Origin of the sequence: Streptomyces sp. NPDC058295 (assembly GCF_042880655.1) — a bacterium.
GTDB classification, from domain to species: Bacteria; Actinomycetota; Actinomycetes; order Streptomycetales; family Streptomycetaceae; genus Streptomyces; species Streptomyces coriariae.
This window is the reverse complement of the sequence record NZ_JBHVYO010000004.1, coordinates 179475-194526: the sequence shown is the minus strand read 5'-3', so window position 1 is coordinate 194526 and position 15052 is coordinate 179475. Positions and strand designations below refer to the sequence as shown.

At 70.2% G+C, this 15052-nt stretch carries 12 protein-coding genes; 11 read left to right on the top strand and 1 reads right to left on the bottom strand.

All coding sequences use genetic code 11. The features are described 5' to 3' along the window. Positions 1-66: 66 nt before the first annotated feature. The 5 genes from ACFVYS_RS06330 (at position 67) to ACFVYS_RS06310 (ending at position 7214) form a co-directional block, all read left to right on the top strand. Positions 67-825 carry an NUDIX domain-containing protein gene (locus ACFVYS_RS06330; RefSeq protein ID WP_020125089.1) on the top strand — a complete coding sequence of 253 codons (759 nt, stop codon included), beginning with the start codon at positions 67-69 and terminating at the stop codon, positions 823-825. A 129-nt stretch (positions 826-954) separates the two neighbouring features. Continuing rightward, complete coding sequence (locus tag ACFVYS_RS06325) at positions 955-3201, top strand: ATP-binding cassette domain-containing protein (protein ID WP_389499383.1); 2247 nt, start codon at positions 955-957, stop codon at positions 3199-3201. A 165-nt stretch (positions 3202-3366) separates the two neighbouring features. Beyond that, positions 3367-4254: a FadR/GntR family transcriptional regulator gene (locus tag ACFVYS_RS06320; RefSeq protein ID WP_389499381.1), complete on the top strand. Its 888-nt coding sequence runs from the start codon at positions 3367-3369 to the stop codon at positions 4252-4254. Between the two features lie 428 nt (positions 4255-4682). Continuing rightward, entirely contained in the window at positions 4683-6212 is a 1530-nt protein-coding gene (locus ACFVYS_RS06315) for an RNA polymerase sigma factor (RefSeq protein WP_389499379.1), read from the top strand. Between the two features lie 135 nt (positions 6213-6347). Beyond that, positions 6348-7214, top strand: a complete 867-nt coding sequence (locus ACFVYS_RS06310; protein ID WP_389499377.1) for a serine protease — start codon at positions 6348-6350, stop codon at positions 7212-7214. A gap of 120 nt (positions 7215-7334) precedes the next feature. Here the strand turns inward: ACFVYS_RS06310 and ACFVYS_RS06305 are convergent, their stop codons facing one another. After that, positions 7335-7565, bottom strand: coding sequence for a hypothetical protein (locus ACFVYS_RS06305; protein WP_020125094.1), 231 nt, complete (start codon positions 7563-7565; stop codon positions 7335-7337). Positions 7566-8010: 445 nt separating this feature from the next. On the opposite strand from ACFVYS_RS06305, the gene ACFVYS_RS06300 reads away from it, so the two are divergent. From ACFVYS_RS06300 to ACFVYS_RS06275, 6 genes are all read left to right on the top strand, one after another. Then, the gene (locus ACFVYS_RS06300) at positions 8011-10131 is read left to right on the top strand and encodes a type IIA DNA topoisomerase subunit B (protein WP_389499376.1); all 2121 of its coding nucleotides are present in this window, start codon (positions 8011-8013) and stop codon (positions 10129-10131) included. Between the two features lie 279 nt (positions 10132-10410). Beyond that, the gene (locus tag ACFVYS_RS06295; protein ID WP_389499374.1) at positions 10411-10935 is read left to right on the top strand and encodes a DUF1453 domain-containing protein; all 525 of its coding nucleotides are present in this window, start codon (positions 10411-10413) and stop codon (positions 10933-10935) included. After that, complete coding sequence (locus ACFVYS_RS06290; protein WP_389499373.1) at positions 10932-12083, top strand: sensor histidine kinase; 1152 nt, start codon at positions 10932-10934, stop codon at positions 12081-12083. The genes ACFVYS_RS06295 and ACFVYS_RS06290 overlap by 4 nt, the downstream gene beginning before the upstream one ends. Further along, complete coding sequence (locus ACFVYS_RS06285; protein ID WP_389499371.1) at positions 12080-12763, top strand: response regulator; 684 nt, start codon at positions 12080-12082, stop codon at positions 12761-12763. Before ACFVYS_RS06290 ends, ACFVYS_RS06285 begins: the two co-directional genes overlap by 4 nt. An 80-nt stretch (positions 12764-12843) precedes the next feature. After that, a complete protein-coding gene (locus ACFVYS_RS06280; protein ID WP_389499369.1) occupies positions 12844-13419 on the top strand; it encodes a DUF485 domain-containing protein in 576 nt (191 codons plus the stop codon). Continuing rightward, positions 13416-15008, top strand: coding sequence for a cation acetate symporter (locus ACFVYS_RS06275; RefSeq protein WP_389499367.1), 1593 nt, complete (start codon positions 13416-13418; stop codon positions 15006-15008). The genes ACFVYS_RS06280 and ACFVYS_RS06275 overlap by 4 nt, the downstream gene beginning before the upstream one ends. The last annotated feature ends 44 nt before the right edge of the window (positions 15009-15052 follow it).

The window sequence follows — 15052 nt, the reverse complement described above, 5'->3', positions numbered from 1 at the left end:
GGATCAGCCATCGAAGCGGCCGACGAAGGGAGTGTTTATCGTCAGGAAGACGACTATGATCGCCGCATGCCCTACGACCCGTCAGCCTTTCCGCCCTTCGCCGTCACCGTGGACCTGGTCGTGCTGACCGTGCGCCGCCATGCCCTGTGCGCGCTGGCGGTGCGCAGGGGTGAGGCGCCGTTCCAGGGGCGGTGGGCGCTCCCGGGCGGCTTCGTGCGGGCCGACGAGGACCTCACCCAGGCGGCGGCGCGCGAGCTGGCCGAGGAGACGGGGCTTCGTGCCCACGACCCCTCGGCCCCGGCGTACGACAACGGTGCCCATCTGGAGCAGCTCGCCACGTACGGCGACCCCAAGCGCGACCCCAGGATGCGCGTCGTCAGCGTCGCGCACCTGGCGCTCGCGCCGGACCTGCCGGCGCCGCGAGCGGGCGGAGACGCCAGCAACGCGCGTTGGGCGCCGGTCGAGGAACTGCTTCAGCACGGCGGTTACGGGCGGGACGGGGAACCCGTCGCACCACTCGCCTTCGACCACGCCCAGATCCTCGCGGACGGGGTGGAGCGGGCCCGTTCCAAGATCGAGTACTCGTCCCTGGCGACCGCGTTCTGCCCCACCGAATTCACCGTCGGCGAGCTCCGCCGGGTCTACGAGGCGGTGTGGGGCGTGGCGCTCGACCCGCGGAACTTCCACCGCAAGGTGACCGGCACGCCCGGCTTCCTGGTGCCCACCGGTGGCACCACCACTCGGCAGGGCGGCCGCCCGGCGCAGCTGTTCCGAGCGGGCGGCGCCACCTTGCTCAACCCGCCGATGCTGCGGCCCGAGGTGTGACGCAGGCCCACCGCGCCCGCCCCCAGGCGCGGGAGGGGTTTGAGCCGGTCGGTCGCGGCTGCCGACGTCCGCATGCTGCCACCGTGCGGTGAACGGAAAAAAGGGATATAACGCGCTATCTTGCTACGGGTGATCCAGGCCTTCGGACTGACCAGCAACTCCCGCAAGGCGCTTCCGCCCGCCGTCGACGATGTCTCCTTCGAGGCGCGCGCGGGCCGCGTCACCATGCTGCTCGGAGCGCCGGGCGCGGGTAAGACCACGGCGCTGAGACTGATGCTCGAACTCCAACAGGGCCGCGGACTCGCCTACTTCCGCGGCCGTCCGCTGCACCGCATCGCCCACCCCTCGCGCGAGGTGGGCGTCGTCCTCGGTGATGTCCCGGGGCACCCGGCCCGCACGGTCCGGGGCCACCTGCGCATGTTGTGCGCGGCCGCCGGGGTTCCGGTGCGGCGCGCCGACGAAGTGCTCGAGGTGGTCGGCCTGGTCAGTCTGCGCGACGAACGCCTCGGCACCCTGTCCCGCGGCATGGACCGGCGGCTGGGCCTGGCCTGCGCTCTTCTCGCGGACCCGCACACCCTCGTCCTCGACGATCCGGCCGACGGGCTTTCCGGGCGCGAGAGCCGCTGGCTGTACGGCATGCTGCGCGCCCATGTGGACCAGGGCGGCACCGTCCTGACGACCACGACCGATCCCAAGGAGGCCGCCCGCACCGCCGACCGGGTCATCACCCTGGACCGGGGCACACTGGTCGCCGACCAGGAGGCCACCGACTTCGCCCGCACCCGGCTGCGCCCCCGGGTGGCCGTCCGCAGCCCGCACGCCGCCCGCCTGGCCGCCCTGCTCGCCAGGGAGGCGCGAGCCGGGCAACGCTCGGTCGAGGTCGTGCAGGAGGACGGCAACCGGCTCTCGGTGTACGGCAGTAGCTGTGCCCAGGTCGGCGAGACGGCGTTCCGGCACGACATCCTGGTCCACCAACTCGCCGACGAGACAGGGGACATGGGGCCGGGAGCAGGCACGGAGGATCAGCGGCCGGCGCACCCCGAGGCAACGCCGGGCTCCTCGGTGCAAGCAGGCCGGGGCCCCTCGGGCGGGGAACCGGTCACCCTCGCCGCCGCCGCCGAGCCGGGGGCGGAACGCGCGGAGGTCCCGGAAGGTGCGCGGGTGGCGAGCGAATCCCGGCGCACGGCCGCCGCGGACGCGCCGTGCGGACCCGACGATGCACCGCTGCCGTCCCCCCTGCCGGACCGGCCGGTCGTCGCGTTGCCTCGCGACGGCATCCCGGCTTCCGACGGCGACTTCCCGCCCGGCCCCGTGGCGTCCGCGGCCGTCGGCCGGGCTGCGAAGGCCTCGGACACCGCGGTGTCTCCGGCTGCCCCCGACAGTCACTCCGGGAGCGGGTCGGCCGTCTCCGCAGGCACGATCCTCGACGAACCCCGGCGGGCCGGAGAAGCCGGCTCCGCCGACGGCGCCGCCTCAGATACCCGCCCCGCCGCCTCCCGTTCCTCAGCCGCCTCTGTCGAGTCCTCGGCCCAGCGCCCCGCCCGTCCGTTCGCGTCTCGCGATGTCCACACCCTGCCCGCCCTGCCGCCGCCCATCTCCGTCCGCTCGGCCCCCAGCCCACTGCGTCCGCTCCGCTACGAACTCCGTCGAGCCACCGGGATCGGCACCGGATTCACCACCGGTGCCGCCGTGCTGATCGTCTCCGCCCTCATCGCCCTGCTCCTGGCCCGCGCGGGTCACACCGCGCAGGCACGGCTGCTGGCCGCGTGGCCCACGGAGCTTCCGCTGCCGCCCGCGGCGCTCGGCGCGGGACTGCTCGGTGCGCTGGCCTTCGGAGACGAATTCCGCCACCCCGCCCTGGCCGCGGACCGCGGCACCGTGCCCCGAAGGCTGGGAGTACTCACCGCCAAGCTCCTCGTCGCCGCTCTTACCGCTCTGATGCTGGCTTTTCTCACGGTGGGCTGCGACGCCGAAGCGCTCTATCTCGTATACGGACGGGAGGTCGCACAGGTTCCCGGGGACTGGCTTTCGCTGAGCGCGAGTTGGATCGGCCTCGTGGTCGGCTGCGCCTGGACCGGTGTGCTGGCCGCCGGCGTCTTCCGTTCCACCACGGCCGGGATGGCGGCGGTGGTCGCCATGCCCGTCGTCGTCCTGCCCGTCGTACAGAAGGCCGTGGAGAGCGCGTCCGTGCGGACGGCGGCCGGATTCTCGATGCGGTTGCGCGAGCTGCTTCTGGTGCAGTGGCCCTTCGGTGGAGAGCGCTATCTGGCCGCCGCGGCACGCGTGGTCGCCCAACCGGTCGGCGGCGCAATGACGTTGTCGCTGACGGCCCTGCTGTGCGCGTACCTGCTCACGACCCTGCGAAACAGAGCCTGATGACCACCGTCCGGGCCGATCCGATCCCGGCATGTGCGCAACTCCCCGGAGAAAGGCCATTTCTTTCCGATAAGGCGTCAATTGCGACGGGGTGAGCGATCACCCTTTCGTGTGCTTTTCACCAAAGACCTCAAGGGAGTTGGGAGCAGCGCCGACAAAGGATCCGTGAGTACCCTTGCGCACACCATGATGACCGCCGCCCGCTCCACCGACTCCGGTCTGGCCGGCCCGGGCGAACTCGACCGCTATCCCTTCGGTGAGGCCCCCGTGGCCGAACGCGTCGGAGCCCCCGTTTGGGAGTCCGCGGAACCCGAGCTGGGCCGCGTGGGCCGCCGCGCCGCGGGCAGCCGCGGACGCGGACTGCACGGCCAACTCGTCCAGCAGCTCGGTCAGATGATCGTCGCGGGCGACCTGGGTGCCGACCGACCGCTGGTGCCCGAGGAGATCGGTCAGCGCTTCGAGGTGTCCCGCACGGTCGTCCGCGAGTCGCTGCGTGTCCTCGAGGCCAAAGGCCTGGTCAGTGCCCGGCCGAACGTCGGCACGCGCGTGCGTCCCGTGAGCGACTGGAACCTTCTCGACCCGGACATCATCGAATGGCGGGCGTTCGGCCCCCAGCGCGATGATCAGCGGCGGGAGCTGAATGAGCTGCGCTGGACGATCGAGCCCCTTGCCGCGCGCCTCGCCGCGGGGCACGGGCGCGCCGACATCCAGCAGCGAATGTCCGACATGGTCGAGATCATGGCGCACGCCATGGGGCAGGGTGACGCGCTCACCTACTCCCGGGCCGACGCCGAGTTCCACTCTCTGCTCATCCAGGTCGCGGGCAACCGCATGCTGGAACACCTTTCCGGGATCGTGTCCTCCGCACTCCACGTCTCCGGCGGCCCGGTCACGGGCTGTGACCGGCCGAACGACGCGTCGCTGGGGCACCACGGCCGGATCGCCGACGCCCTCGCGGCGGGCGACGGCACCGCCGCCGAGACGGCCATGCGGGCACTGCTCACCGTTCATCCCGAGGTGGAGCGCGTCGTGCCGGCGCCGCGCGAACACTGACCGCACCGCGCGGGGGACGGGCGGGGGTGCCGCCTCCTCCCGCGTCGTCCTCGGCCGGTCCCCCCCCCGTACTCCCCTCGGACCCCGCAGAACCCGTCACGGGGCCTGCGGGGTCCGACGGTCGATGTGGCGGAACAGGCCCTGGCGGTACCGGTAGGCTCGACGGGTGACCTCATCTGCCCGCGTCTGACCGTCTTTGAACGCTTACGGGGTGTGACTCGGGCCACGAAGATTGGGCGTAACGCTTGTGGAAACAACGCGATGACCTAAGAGGTGACCGCCGCGGAGGGAATACGGACGCCGTTCAAGGCGCTGTGAATCCTCCCGGCCCCCGCCCGCGCCGTCGGCCCACCCCCAGGCCGGTGGTCGGCTCCTGTCCGTCACGGACGGGGCCGGAAGCCGTTTTCCAACGTTCCGAGAGGTTGTTCGTGTCGGCCAGCACATCCCGTACGCTCCCGCCTGAGATCGCCGAGTCCGTCTCTGTCATGGCGCTCATTGAGCGGGGAAAGGCTGAGGGGCAGATCGCCGGCGACGATGTGCGTCGGGCCTTCGAAGCTGACCAGATTCCGGCCACTCAGTGGAAGAACGTACTGCGCAGCCTCAACCAGATCCTCGAGGAAGAGGGTGTGACGCTGATGGTCAGTGCCGCGGAGCCCAAGCGCACCCGAAAGAGCGTCGCAGCGAAGAGTCCGGCCAAGCGCACCGCCACCAAGACGGTCGCGGCGAAGGCGGTGACCACGAGGAAGGCCACCGCCACGGCCGCCCCGGCCGCTCCTGCTGTGGACGATCCCGCAGACGAAGCCGCCCCTGCCAAGAAGGCGGCTGCCAAGAAGACGACCGCCAAGAAGGCGGTCGCGAAGAAGACCGTCGCCAAGAAGACGGCGGCCAAGAAGACCACAGGCAAGGACGACGCCGAAGTCGCCGAGGACGAGGTCCTCGAGGACGCCAAGCCCGGCGAAGAGGAAGAGGAGGGGACCGAGAACAAGGGTTTCGTCCTCTCCGACGACGACGAGGACGACGCGCCCGCCCAGCAGGTCGCCGTGGCCGGTGCCACCGCCGACCCGGTGAAGGACTACCTCAAGCAGATCGGCAAGGTCCCGCTGCTCAACGCCGAGCAGGAGGTCGAGCTCGCCAAGCGCATCGAGGCCGGTCTGTTCGCCGAGGACAAGCTGGCCAACGCCGACAAGCTCGCCCCGAAGCTCAAGCGCGAGCTGGAGATCATCGCCGAGGACGGCCGACGCGCCAAGAACCACCTCCTGGAGGCCAACCTCCGTCTGGTGGTCTCCCTGGCCAAGCGTTACACCGGCCGCGGCATGCTCTTCCTGGACCTCATCCAGGAGGGCAACCTCGGTCTGATCCGCGCGGTCGAGAAGTTCGACTACACCAAGGGCTACAAGTTCTCCACGTACGCCACCTGGTGGATCCGTCAGGCGATCACCCGCGCCATGGCCGACCAGGCCCGCACCATCCGTATCCCGGTGCACATGGTCGAGGTCATCAACAAGCTCGCGCGCGTGCAGCGCCAGATGCTCCAGGACCTGGGCCGCGAGCCCACCCCGGAGGAGCTGGCCAAGGAACTCGACATGACCCCCGAGAAGGTCATCGAGGTCCAGAAGTACGGTCGTGAGCCCATCTCGCTGCACACCCCGCTGGGTGAGGACGGTGACAGCGAGTTCGGTGACCTCATCGAGGACTCCGAGGCCGTGGTCCCGGCCGACGCGGTCAGCTTCACGCTCCTCCAGGAGCAGCTGCACTCCGTCCTCGACACCCTGTCCGAGCGCGAGGCGGGCGTCGTCTCCATGAGGTTCGGTCTCACCGACGGTCAGCCGAAGACCCTCGACGAGATCGGCAAGGTGTACGGCGTGACGCGCGAGCGCATCCGCCAGATCGAGTCCAAGACCATGTCCAAGCTGCGCCACCCGTCCCGTTCGCAGGTGCTGCGCGACTACCTCGACTAGGTCGTAGCCGTACGAAGCCGAAGGCCCGGTCTCCCCGTCAGGGGGCCGGGCCTTCGGCTTCGGCTCGGGGGTGCGGGCTGCCGCGCGCTGGATGACTCTGGGTGTCCATCAGTCACTCCAGAGTGAGGAGGGCGCATGCGTCGTCCCCTTGTCCGGGCCTTGTCCCGGCCGTTGATCCTGGCGGCCGCGGCGGTGGCCATACCCTTGGGCTCCGCCGCCCCGGCAGCCTCCGACGGTGTCGTCGTGGGCGGCTTCCCGGTCGATGTCTCCCAGAGCCCGTGGACGGTCGCGCTGTCCAGTCGTGACCGGTTCGGAGGTATGCGCTCCGGGCAGTTCTGCGGAGGCGTTGCGGTCGGCCCCTCCACCGTGCTCACCGCGGCCCACTGCATGGGCGAGGACGTCCTGGGAGCACCGCCGGGGCAGCTGGCCGACCTGAAGGTCGTCGCGGGCCGTACAGACCTGTACAGGGACACCGGACAGGAGGTCTCCGTACGCAGCGTCTGGGTGAACCCGGGCTACGACGGTGCCAGCAACGCCGGCGACTTCGCCGTACTCACCCTTGCCCAGCCGCTTCCGGCGGCTGCGGTCATCCCCATGGCCGCCGAGGGCGATCCGGCGTACGAGGCCGGCGCGGAGGCCGTCGTCTACGGCTGGGGCGACAGCACCGGGTTCGGTGCGTACGCCCACAGTCTGCGGGCGGCTCGGGTGCATGTGCTGTCCGACGCGTCCTGCGAGCGGGCCTACCCGGGGCCCTCCGACGGCACCTACGACGCGCGGAGCATGGTGTGCGCCGGGGAGGAGCGTGGCGGTCGGGATGCCTGCCAGGGGGACAGCGGTGGGCCGCTGGTCGCACAGGGCCGACTCATCGGGCTCGTGTCGTGGGGCAGCGGCTGTGGGCGGCCCGGGAGTCCCGGCGTCTACACGCGGGTGTCCGACGCCGTGAAGACGCTCGGCTGGTCGCGGGCGCTCGGAGGCCCCACCAGGCTCCCTGAGGGCGTCTGAGCGAGCCCCGCCCCCTCGTGGCCGGTCTTCGGGTCACGAGAGCGGGCGGCCGCCCCTGAAGCAGGGGCGGCCGCCCGTATACCGGCCTATGCCGGTCATGGCTCGTCGTGGACGCGCAGATCAGCGCTCTTCTTCCGGGGTAGAGGCCGGAACGGTCGTCAGCCGCTCTGTCTCGTCCTGTATCTCAGCGGCGATCTTCTTGAGTTCCGGCTCGAACTTGCGACCGTGGTGGGCGCAGAAGAGCAGTTCTCCGCCGCTGAGCAGCACGACGCGTACGTACGCCTGGGCGCCGCAGCGGTCGCAGCGGTCCGCGGCCGTCAGCGGGCTCGCGGGGGTCAGAACAGTAGTCACGTCGCCTCTTCTCTAGCTCGACGAGCTGTCGTACCAGGGTCAACATCCAACCAGGCCCAAAACGTTCCCGCTCGTGGCTTGTCCTCGAAAAAATCTTTCCGAGGTGGCCGTCTGCTGCCGGTTTGGCGGCGAATGTGCCGTATTGCGTGGTCTGTGGTGCTTACGGTTTCGCGCTGTCGGTCATGGTTCGATCCTCCCGGCTGGGTTGCCGGTTTGTTCATGAGGACGTGCCCGGAGCCTAAATGGTTCATGCCCCGAAGGGAACGTGATATGTACTTCACTCAATCGAGGGATCGAACACGTATGCGACGCTGGACTAGTCTGAGTTTCAGACGAGGGTGGCGTTACAACGGCTCTACCAGGCCTCGGTACCCTCTTGGCGGCAACCCAAGCCGCGCCCTTACCCAGAAGGGCCCCAAGTGAAATTCAGCGAGGAGCGAACCGCGTGACCGCCGAAACGTCCGTGCCGTCCACAGCGCTGCTGGCAGGAGCAGACCGGGACGGATCCAATTACACCGCGCGGCACCTGCTCGTCCTCGAGGGGCTCGAGGCCGTGCGGAAGCGCCCGGGCATGTACATCGGCTCGACCGACAGCCGTGGTCTGATGCACTGCCTGTGGGAAATCATCGACAACTCCGTCGACGAGGCCCTGGGCGGCTACTGCGACCACATCGAGGTGATCCTCCACGACGACGCCTCGGTCGAGGTCCGTGACAACGGCCGTGGCATCCCGGTCGACGTCGAGCCCAAGACGGGTCTGTCCGGCGTCGAGGTCGTCATGACCAAGCTGCACGCCGGCGGCAAGTTCGGCGGCGGCTCCTACGCCGCCTCCGGCGGTCTGCACGGCGTCGGCGCCTCCGTGGTCAACGCCCTGTCCGCCCGCCTCGACGTCGAGGTGGACCGAGGCGGTCACACGCACGCGATCAGCTTCCGGCGTGGTGTTCCGGGCGCCTTCGCCGCGGACGGCCCCGACTCCAAGTTCGAGGCGGGCGGACTGCGGAAGATCAAGAGAGTCACCAAGAACCGGACCGGCACGCGCGTGCGCTACTGGGCCGACCGCCAGATCTTCCTCAAGGACGCCAAGCTCTCCCTCGAGAACCTCCATCAGCGCGCCCGCCAGACCGCCTTCCTGGTGCCCGGCCTGACCATTGTCGTCCGCGACGAGTACGGCCTCGGTGAGGGCGGCAGCAAGGGCGAGGAGTCCTTCCGCTTCGACGGTGGCATCAGCGAGTTCTGCGAGTACCTGGCCACCGACAAGCCCGTCTGCGACGTCCTCCGTTTCACCGGGCAGGGCACCTTCAAGGAGACCGTCCCGGTCCTGGACGAGCACGGGCAGATGACTCCGACGGAGGTCACCCGTGAACTCGGCGTCGACGTGGCGCTGCGCTGGGGCACCGGCTACGACGCGAACCTCAAGTCGTTCGTCAACATCATCGCCACGCCCAAGGGCGGCACCCACGTCGCGGGCTTCGAACAGGCGATCGCCAAGACGATGAACGAGGTGCTGCGCGCCAAGAAGCTGCTGCGCGTCGCCGAGGACGACATCGTGAAGGACGACGCTCTGGAGGGCCTGACCGCCGTCGTCACGGTGCGTCTCGCCGAGCCCCAGTTCGAGGGCCAGACCAAGGAGGTACTCGGCACCTCGGCGGCCCGGCGCATCGTGAACACCGTGATCGCCAGGGAGCTCAAGGCGTTCCTGACCTCCGCCAAGCGCGATGCCGCAGCTCAGGCGCGGGTCGTCATGGAGAAGGCGGTCGCCGCCGCCCGCACGCGTATCGCGGCCCGCCAGCACAAGGACGCGCAGCGCCGCAAGACGGCTCTGGAGTCCTCGTCCCTGCCCGCCAAGCTCGCCGACTGCCGCAGCGACGACGTCGAGCGCAGCGAGCTGTTCATCGTCGAGGGAGACTCCGCGCTCGGTACGGCCAAGCTCGCCCGGAACTCCGAGTTCCAGGCACTGCTGCCGATCCGGGGCAAGATCCTCAACGTCCAGAAGTCGTCCGTCACCGACATGCTCAAGAATGCCGAGTGCGGCGCGATCATCCAGGTCATAGGGGCGGGCTCCGGGCGCACCTTCGACATCGACGCGGCCCGCTACGGCAAGATCATCATGATGACCGACGCCGATGTGGACGGCTCCCACATCCGGACGCTGCTCCTGACGCTGTTCCACCGCTACATGCGGCCCATGGTCGAGGCCGGGCGGGTGTTCGCCGCGGTCCCGCCCCTGCACCGCATCGAGCTCATCCAGCCCAAGAAGGGCCAGGACAAGTACGTGTACACGTACTCGGACCGTGAGCTGCGCGACAAGCTGATGGAGTTCCAGAGCAAGGGTGTCCGGTACAAGGACTCCATCCAGCGCTACAAGGGTCTCGGTGAGATGGACGCCGACCAGCTGGCCGAGACGACGATGGACCCACGCCACCGCACCCTGCGTCGCATCAACCTCTCCGACCTGGAGGCGGCCGAGCAGGTGTTCGATCTGCTGATGGGCAATGACGTGGCACCGCGCAAGGAGTTCATCTCCAGCTCGGCGGCGACGCTGGACCGGTCCCGTATCGACGCGTAGGCGCCGTGTTCGGTCCGGCCGGGTCGCAGGTGGATCCGGCCGGATCTCGTACAGGTCCGGTCGGTTCTTGAGCGGGTCCGGCTCGGCCTCGCGCAGGTCAGGCCGGTTGTCGGGCAGGTCCGACTGGGGGTTCTCCACCCATGGGTGGAGAACCCTCGCTTCCGGAGATCCACCCATGATCCACCCCTGCTCCGATCTGCGGACCGGCTCGCTTCCGTAGCGTCGAAGGCGTCGGCAGCGCTCGCTGCCGGCCTCCCCTTCCCGCTCACGGAGGCTGTGATGTCCGGGCTCGTCAACGCACTGGTGATCGTGGCTGTGGCCGCGCTCGTGATCGCTCGGCAGTTCCGCACAAGCCGCATCGACACCGACCGGCGATGGTGGCTCCTGCCGGGAATCCTCGCCGTCATAGCGCTGCGCGAACCCGATCTGCTCGGCACCCGTCACCACACCGAGTCGGCCCTGGTGCTCGGCGCCGAACTGATCGTCGCCCTGGCCATGGGAGCAGCCTGGGCCTGGACCACCCGCATCTGGGTGGAGCCGGACGGCGCCGTGTGGAGCAGGAGCACCAAAGCGAGCGTGGCCGTGTGGGGAGCCGGGATCGGTCTGCGGCTGGGCCTCTTCGGGGGCGGCGCCCTGCTGGGCATCCACCAGGACAGCGCGGCCCTGATGCTGGGACTCGCGGCCACCTTGCTGGTCCGCTCCGGGATCCTGATCTGGCGCGTGCGGTCCCTGGATCAGGCTCCCGCGTACGCCACGGCGTACGGTCACCCCGTGCCCCGGTCCCCTTGGAAGGAGCGCGTGTGACGGAGAACGTCTGGACACGCTGGCCGTCACGGGAGGCGCTGGGCCCCAGAGGGGTATCGCGCCCCAGGAAGCTGCTGGCCTGGGCCGTAAGGCTGCTGGTCGTGGGCGCGCTCGGGTGGAGCGCCCTCCACGACAGCCGCATCCAGGGGTGGGTCGCGGTCGCCGGCGTCGGCGGCGTTCTCGTGGCCGGTGGCCTGGCGTGGGCCTTGTTCCGGACCACCCTCGAGCACCGGCTGTGGCCGTCCTTGGCCCTTCTCCTCCTGCTGCTGGGGCTGGCGGCCGGCGCCGAGGCCGCGGACTTCCGCTCCCCGGCCGCGGTCCTGTGGTGCGGATGCGCCATCGCGGCACTCGAGCGACTGCCTCTGGGCGCGGCGCTGCCGGCGGCTTCGGTCGGATTCGCCGCCTTCGCCGTGGTCAACGACGACTCGGGGGTGACCTCGGCCACCGCCATCGCGGGCATGGCCCTCGCCGGATATGCACTGCGTCTGGACGCCGAAGCCAGAGGCACCACACAGCGACTGCTCACCCAGGAGCGGGCCGCGCGCGTGGCCGAGGCCGAGTCGGCCGCACTCGCGGAGCGGGCCCGCATCGCCCGGGAGATCCACGACGTCCTGGCCCACAGTCTCTCGGCGCAGCTCGTGCACCTGGAGGCGGCCCGGCTGCTGATCGAGCGGGGCGCGGACCGCGAGCAGATCCTCGACCGCGTGGTGGCGGCACGGGGGATGGCCCGCGACGGTCTCGAGGAGACCAGGCAGTCGCTCTCCGCGTTGCGCGGTGAACTGACGCCGCTGGAGGACTTCCTGACCGATCTCGTCCGTACGTCCTACGGCGCCGAGGTCACCGTGGGCGGTGAACGCAGACCGCTGTCGGCCGAGGCGTCGCAGGCTGTGCGCCGGGTGGCTCAGGAGGCCTTGACGAACGCCCGCAAACACGCGCCGGGCGCCAAGGTGCGTGTCCGGCTGGAGTACGGCCGGCATGAAGTGACCCTGGACGTGCGGGACTCGGGTGGTTCGCCGGGCGAACTCGCCGAGGCCGGCGGCGGGTACGGTCTGCTGGGTATGCGGGAGCGCGCCGAACTGCTGGGTGGTTCGCTGGCGGCCGGGCCGGACGAGGAAGGGTTCGTGGTGACGCTGAAGGTGCCGGTATGACGGAGGAGGCGGCGGGGAAGCCCGCCAGGGTGGTGGTCGCGGACGACCAGACGGTCGTCCGGGAAGGCATCGTGATGCTGCTCGGGCTGCTGCCGGGAGTCGAGGTCGTGGGCGCCGCAGGGGACGGCGAGGAGGCCGTGCGGCTCGTCGCCGAACTGGCTCCCGACGTGGTGCTGATGGACCTGCGTATGCCTCGCTGTGACGGCGTGGAGGCGACCCGGCGCATCCGGTCCGAGTATCCCGGGACACAGGTCGTGGTCCTCACGACCTACGCGGACGACGAATCCCTCTTCCCGGCGCTGAAGGCCGGCGCACGGGGGTACCTCACCAAGGACGCGGGCGGGGACGAGATCGTACGGGCCGTGCACAGTGTGCTGTCCGGGGACGCGGGGCTGTCGCCCAGTGTCCAGCGAAGGCTGCTGGAGCGTCTGTCGGCGCCCGAACCGGAACCTGCCGCGCCCGCTGTCGTGCCCGACGGGCTCACGACACGGGAGGCGGAAGTGCTGGTCCTGATCGCCGAAGGGCTCAGCAACCAGGAGATCGCACGCAGGTTGAGCGTGTCCACCGCGACGGTGAAGACGCACATCAACAACATGTTCTCCAAGACGGGACTCAAGGACCGGGCTCAGGCGGTGCGTTACGCGTACGGGAAGGGGCTGGTCCGGCCGCCCGCGGGGTGAACGGCACGTTGGTCACCTGATGGGGTGAAGTGTTCGGGGAACAATAGTCGGGGATCTTCCCGTTCTGTCCATCCTTGGGCATGCAGTCAAGCAACGGTCGTGCCCACGCCGACGGGGACGGTCCCGACAGCGGTGCCCCCACACCACACGCGTACGAACATCTTCAAGGCCAGGGCCAGGCGCACGCCGAGGTGCCAGGGGATGTGCGCTACGAGGACCCGTGGTACGACGCGCTCGCCTCGGGCTGGGGCGAGTCGGCCATCATGAGCACGCCAGGACCCGAGGTTCCCGCGGCACGCAGGCGGGAGACCGGAGCCGGGGCGGCGGCTCAGATCTACCTCGAGGTGCAGCGCAGCGCGGCCTTCCAGGAGGTGCGCAGCCGTTACCGGCGGTTCGTGGTGCCCGCCGCCGCCGGGTTCTTCGTCTGGTATGTGGCGTACGTGGTCACCGCGACGACCGCGCCCGGGCTCATGGCACGGCCGGTGGCGGGCGCGGTGAACGTGGCACTGCTCGCCGGGCTGGGGCAGTTCCTCAGCACGTTCCTGCTCACCTGGGCCTACGCCCGGCACGCGCGGCTGCGCCGGGACCGTGCCGCGCTCGAACTGCGCTGGGACACACAGGAGCTGACCCGGGGAGCAAAGGGCGGTGCGTCGTGACCGGCAACCATCAGGCCCTGGCGTTGTTGCTGTTCAGCGCCTTCGTAGCGGTCACGTTGGGGATCACGACCTGGGTGAGCCGCAACCGCCATGGTTCGGAGGAGGAGTTCTACGTCGGCGGGCGTCTGTTCTCCCCGATGGAGAATGGTTTTGCCATCGCGGGTGACTACATGTCCGCCGCCTCCTTCCTGGGGGTCACCGGGCTCATCGCGCTGTTCGGGTACGACGGGCTGCTGTATGTGGTCGGCTTCCTCGTGGCCTGGCTGGTGGTGCTGTTCCTCGTCGCCGAACTGGTGCGCAACTGCGGGCGGTTCACGCTCGCCGACGTGGTTGCCGCGCGGATGAGCGAGCGGCCGGTGCGGATCGCGGCGGGAACCTCCTCGGTCACCGTGTCCGTGCTCTATCTGGTCGCCCAGATGGTGGGCGCAGGCAGCCTGGTCGCGCTGCTCCTCGGGAACACCGGCGAGGCGGCCCAGTCCTGGGCCGTCATCGGGGTGGGCGCGCTCATGGTGATCTATGTGTCGTTGGGAGGGATGCGGGCGACCACGTGGATCCAGATCGTCAAGGCGGTTCTGCTGCTGGCCGGCACCGTCGCGCTCACCGTGCTCGTCCTGGTGCGCTTCCACGGTGACTTCGACCAGTTGCTGCGCACGGCCGCCGAGCGCAGTGGGCACGGGGACGCGTTCCTGGCACCCGGACTGAAATACGGCGGGGACTGGACCGCGCGTTTCGACTTCATGAGCCTGGGGCTCGCGCTGGTGCTGGGCACGGCGGGACTGCCGCACATCCTGTCCCGCTTCTACACGGTGCCGACCGCGCAGGCCGCCCGTCGCTCCGTCGTCTGGGCGATCGGGCTGATCGGCGGCTTCTACCTGATGACGATCGTCCTCGGCTTCGGTGCGGCGGCGATCGTCGGCCCGGAGGCGGTGCGCGGCTCGAACGCGGCGGGGAACACGGCGGTTCCGCTGCTGGCACTCGACCTGGGCGGCGGCCCCGACTCCACCGGGGGAGCGGTGCTGTTCGCGGTCGTGGGTGCCATCGCCTTCGCCACGATCCTCGCGGTCGTCGCCGGGATCACGCTCGCCTCCTCGGCGTCGGTGGCGCACGACCTGTACGCCACCCTGCGCCGCCGGCAGGGCAAACCCCGCAGCGAGGTCGCGGTGGCGCGGGTCGCCGCCGTGGGCGTCGGCGTGGTCGCGATCGCCCTCGGCCTGCTGGCCCGCGATCTCAACGTCGCCTTCCTGGTCGGGCTCGCCTTCGCCGTCGCGGCGTCCGCGAATCTGCCGGTCCTGCTGTACTCGCTGTTCTGGCGGGGCTTCACCACGCGGGGCGCCGTGTGGGCGGTGTACGGCGGACTGGTCCCGGCTCTGGGGCTCGTCGTGCTGTCCCCGGTGGTCTCCGGCAGCCCCGAGTCGCTCTTCCCGACCGTGGACTTCCAGTACTTCCCGCTGCAGAACCCCGGCCTGGTCTCGATTCCTCTGGGCTTCCTGGCGGGCTGGCTCGGCACGGTCACCTCGGCCGAGGTCGCGGACGAGGCCAAGCACGCGGAGACCGAGGTGCGGTCACTGACCGGGGCGGGAGCCGCGTAACGGGCAACGCTTCACCGCCGTGGCGCATCCAGGTGCCTGCGCAC

Excerpts from the sequence above, each read along its gene's own strand:
- ACFVYS_RS06330 (WP_020125089.1), top strand. The coding sequence starts at position 67 with ATGCCCTACGACCCGTCAGCCTTTCCGCCCTTCGCCGTCACCGTGGAC.
- ACFVYS_RS06310 (WP_389499377.1), top strand. The coding sequence starts at position 6,348 with ATGCGTCGTCCCCTTGTCCGGGCCTTGTCCCGGCCGTTGATCCTGGCG.
- ACFVYS_RS06295 (WP_389499374.1), top strand. The coding sequence starts at position 10,411 with ATGTCCGGGCTCGTCAACGCACTGGTGATCGTGGCTGTGGCCGCGCTC.
- ACFVYS_RS06285 (WP_389499371.1), top strand. The coding sequence starts at position 12,080 with ATGACGGAGGAGGCGGCGGGGAAGCCCGCCAGGGTGGTGGTCGCGGAC.
- ACFVYS_RS06280 (WP_389499369.1), top strand. The coding sequence starts at position 12,844 with ATGCAGTCAAGCAACGGTCGTGCCCACGCCGACGGGGACGGTCCCGAC.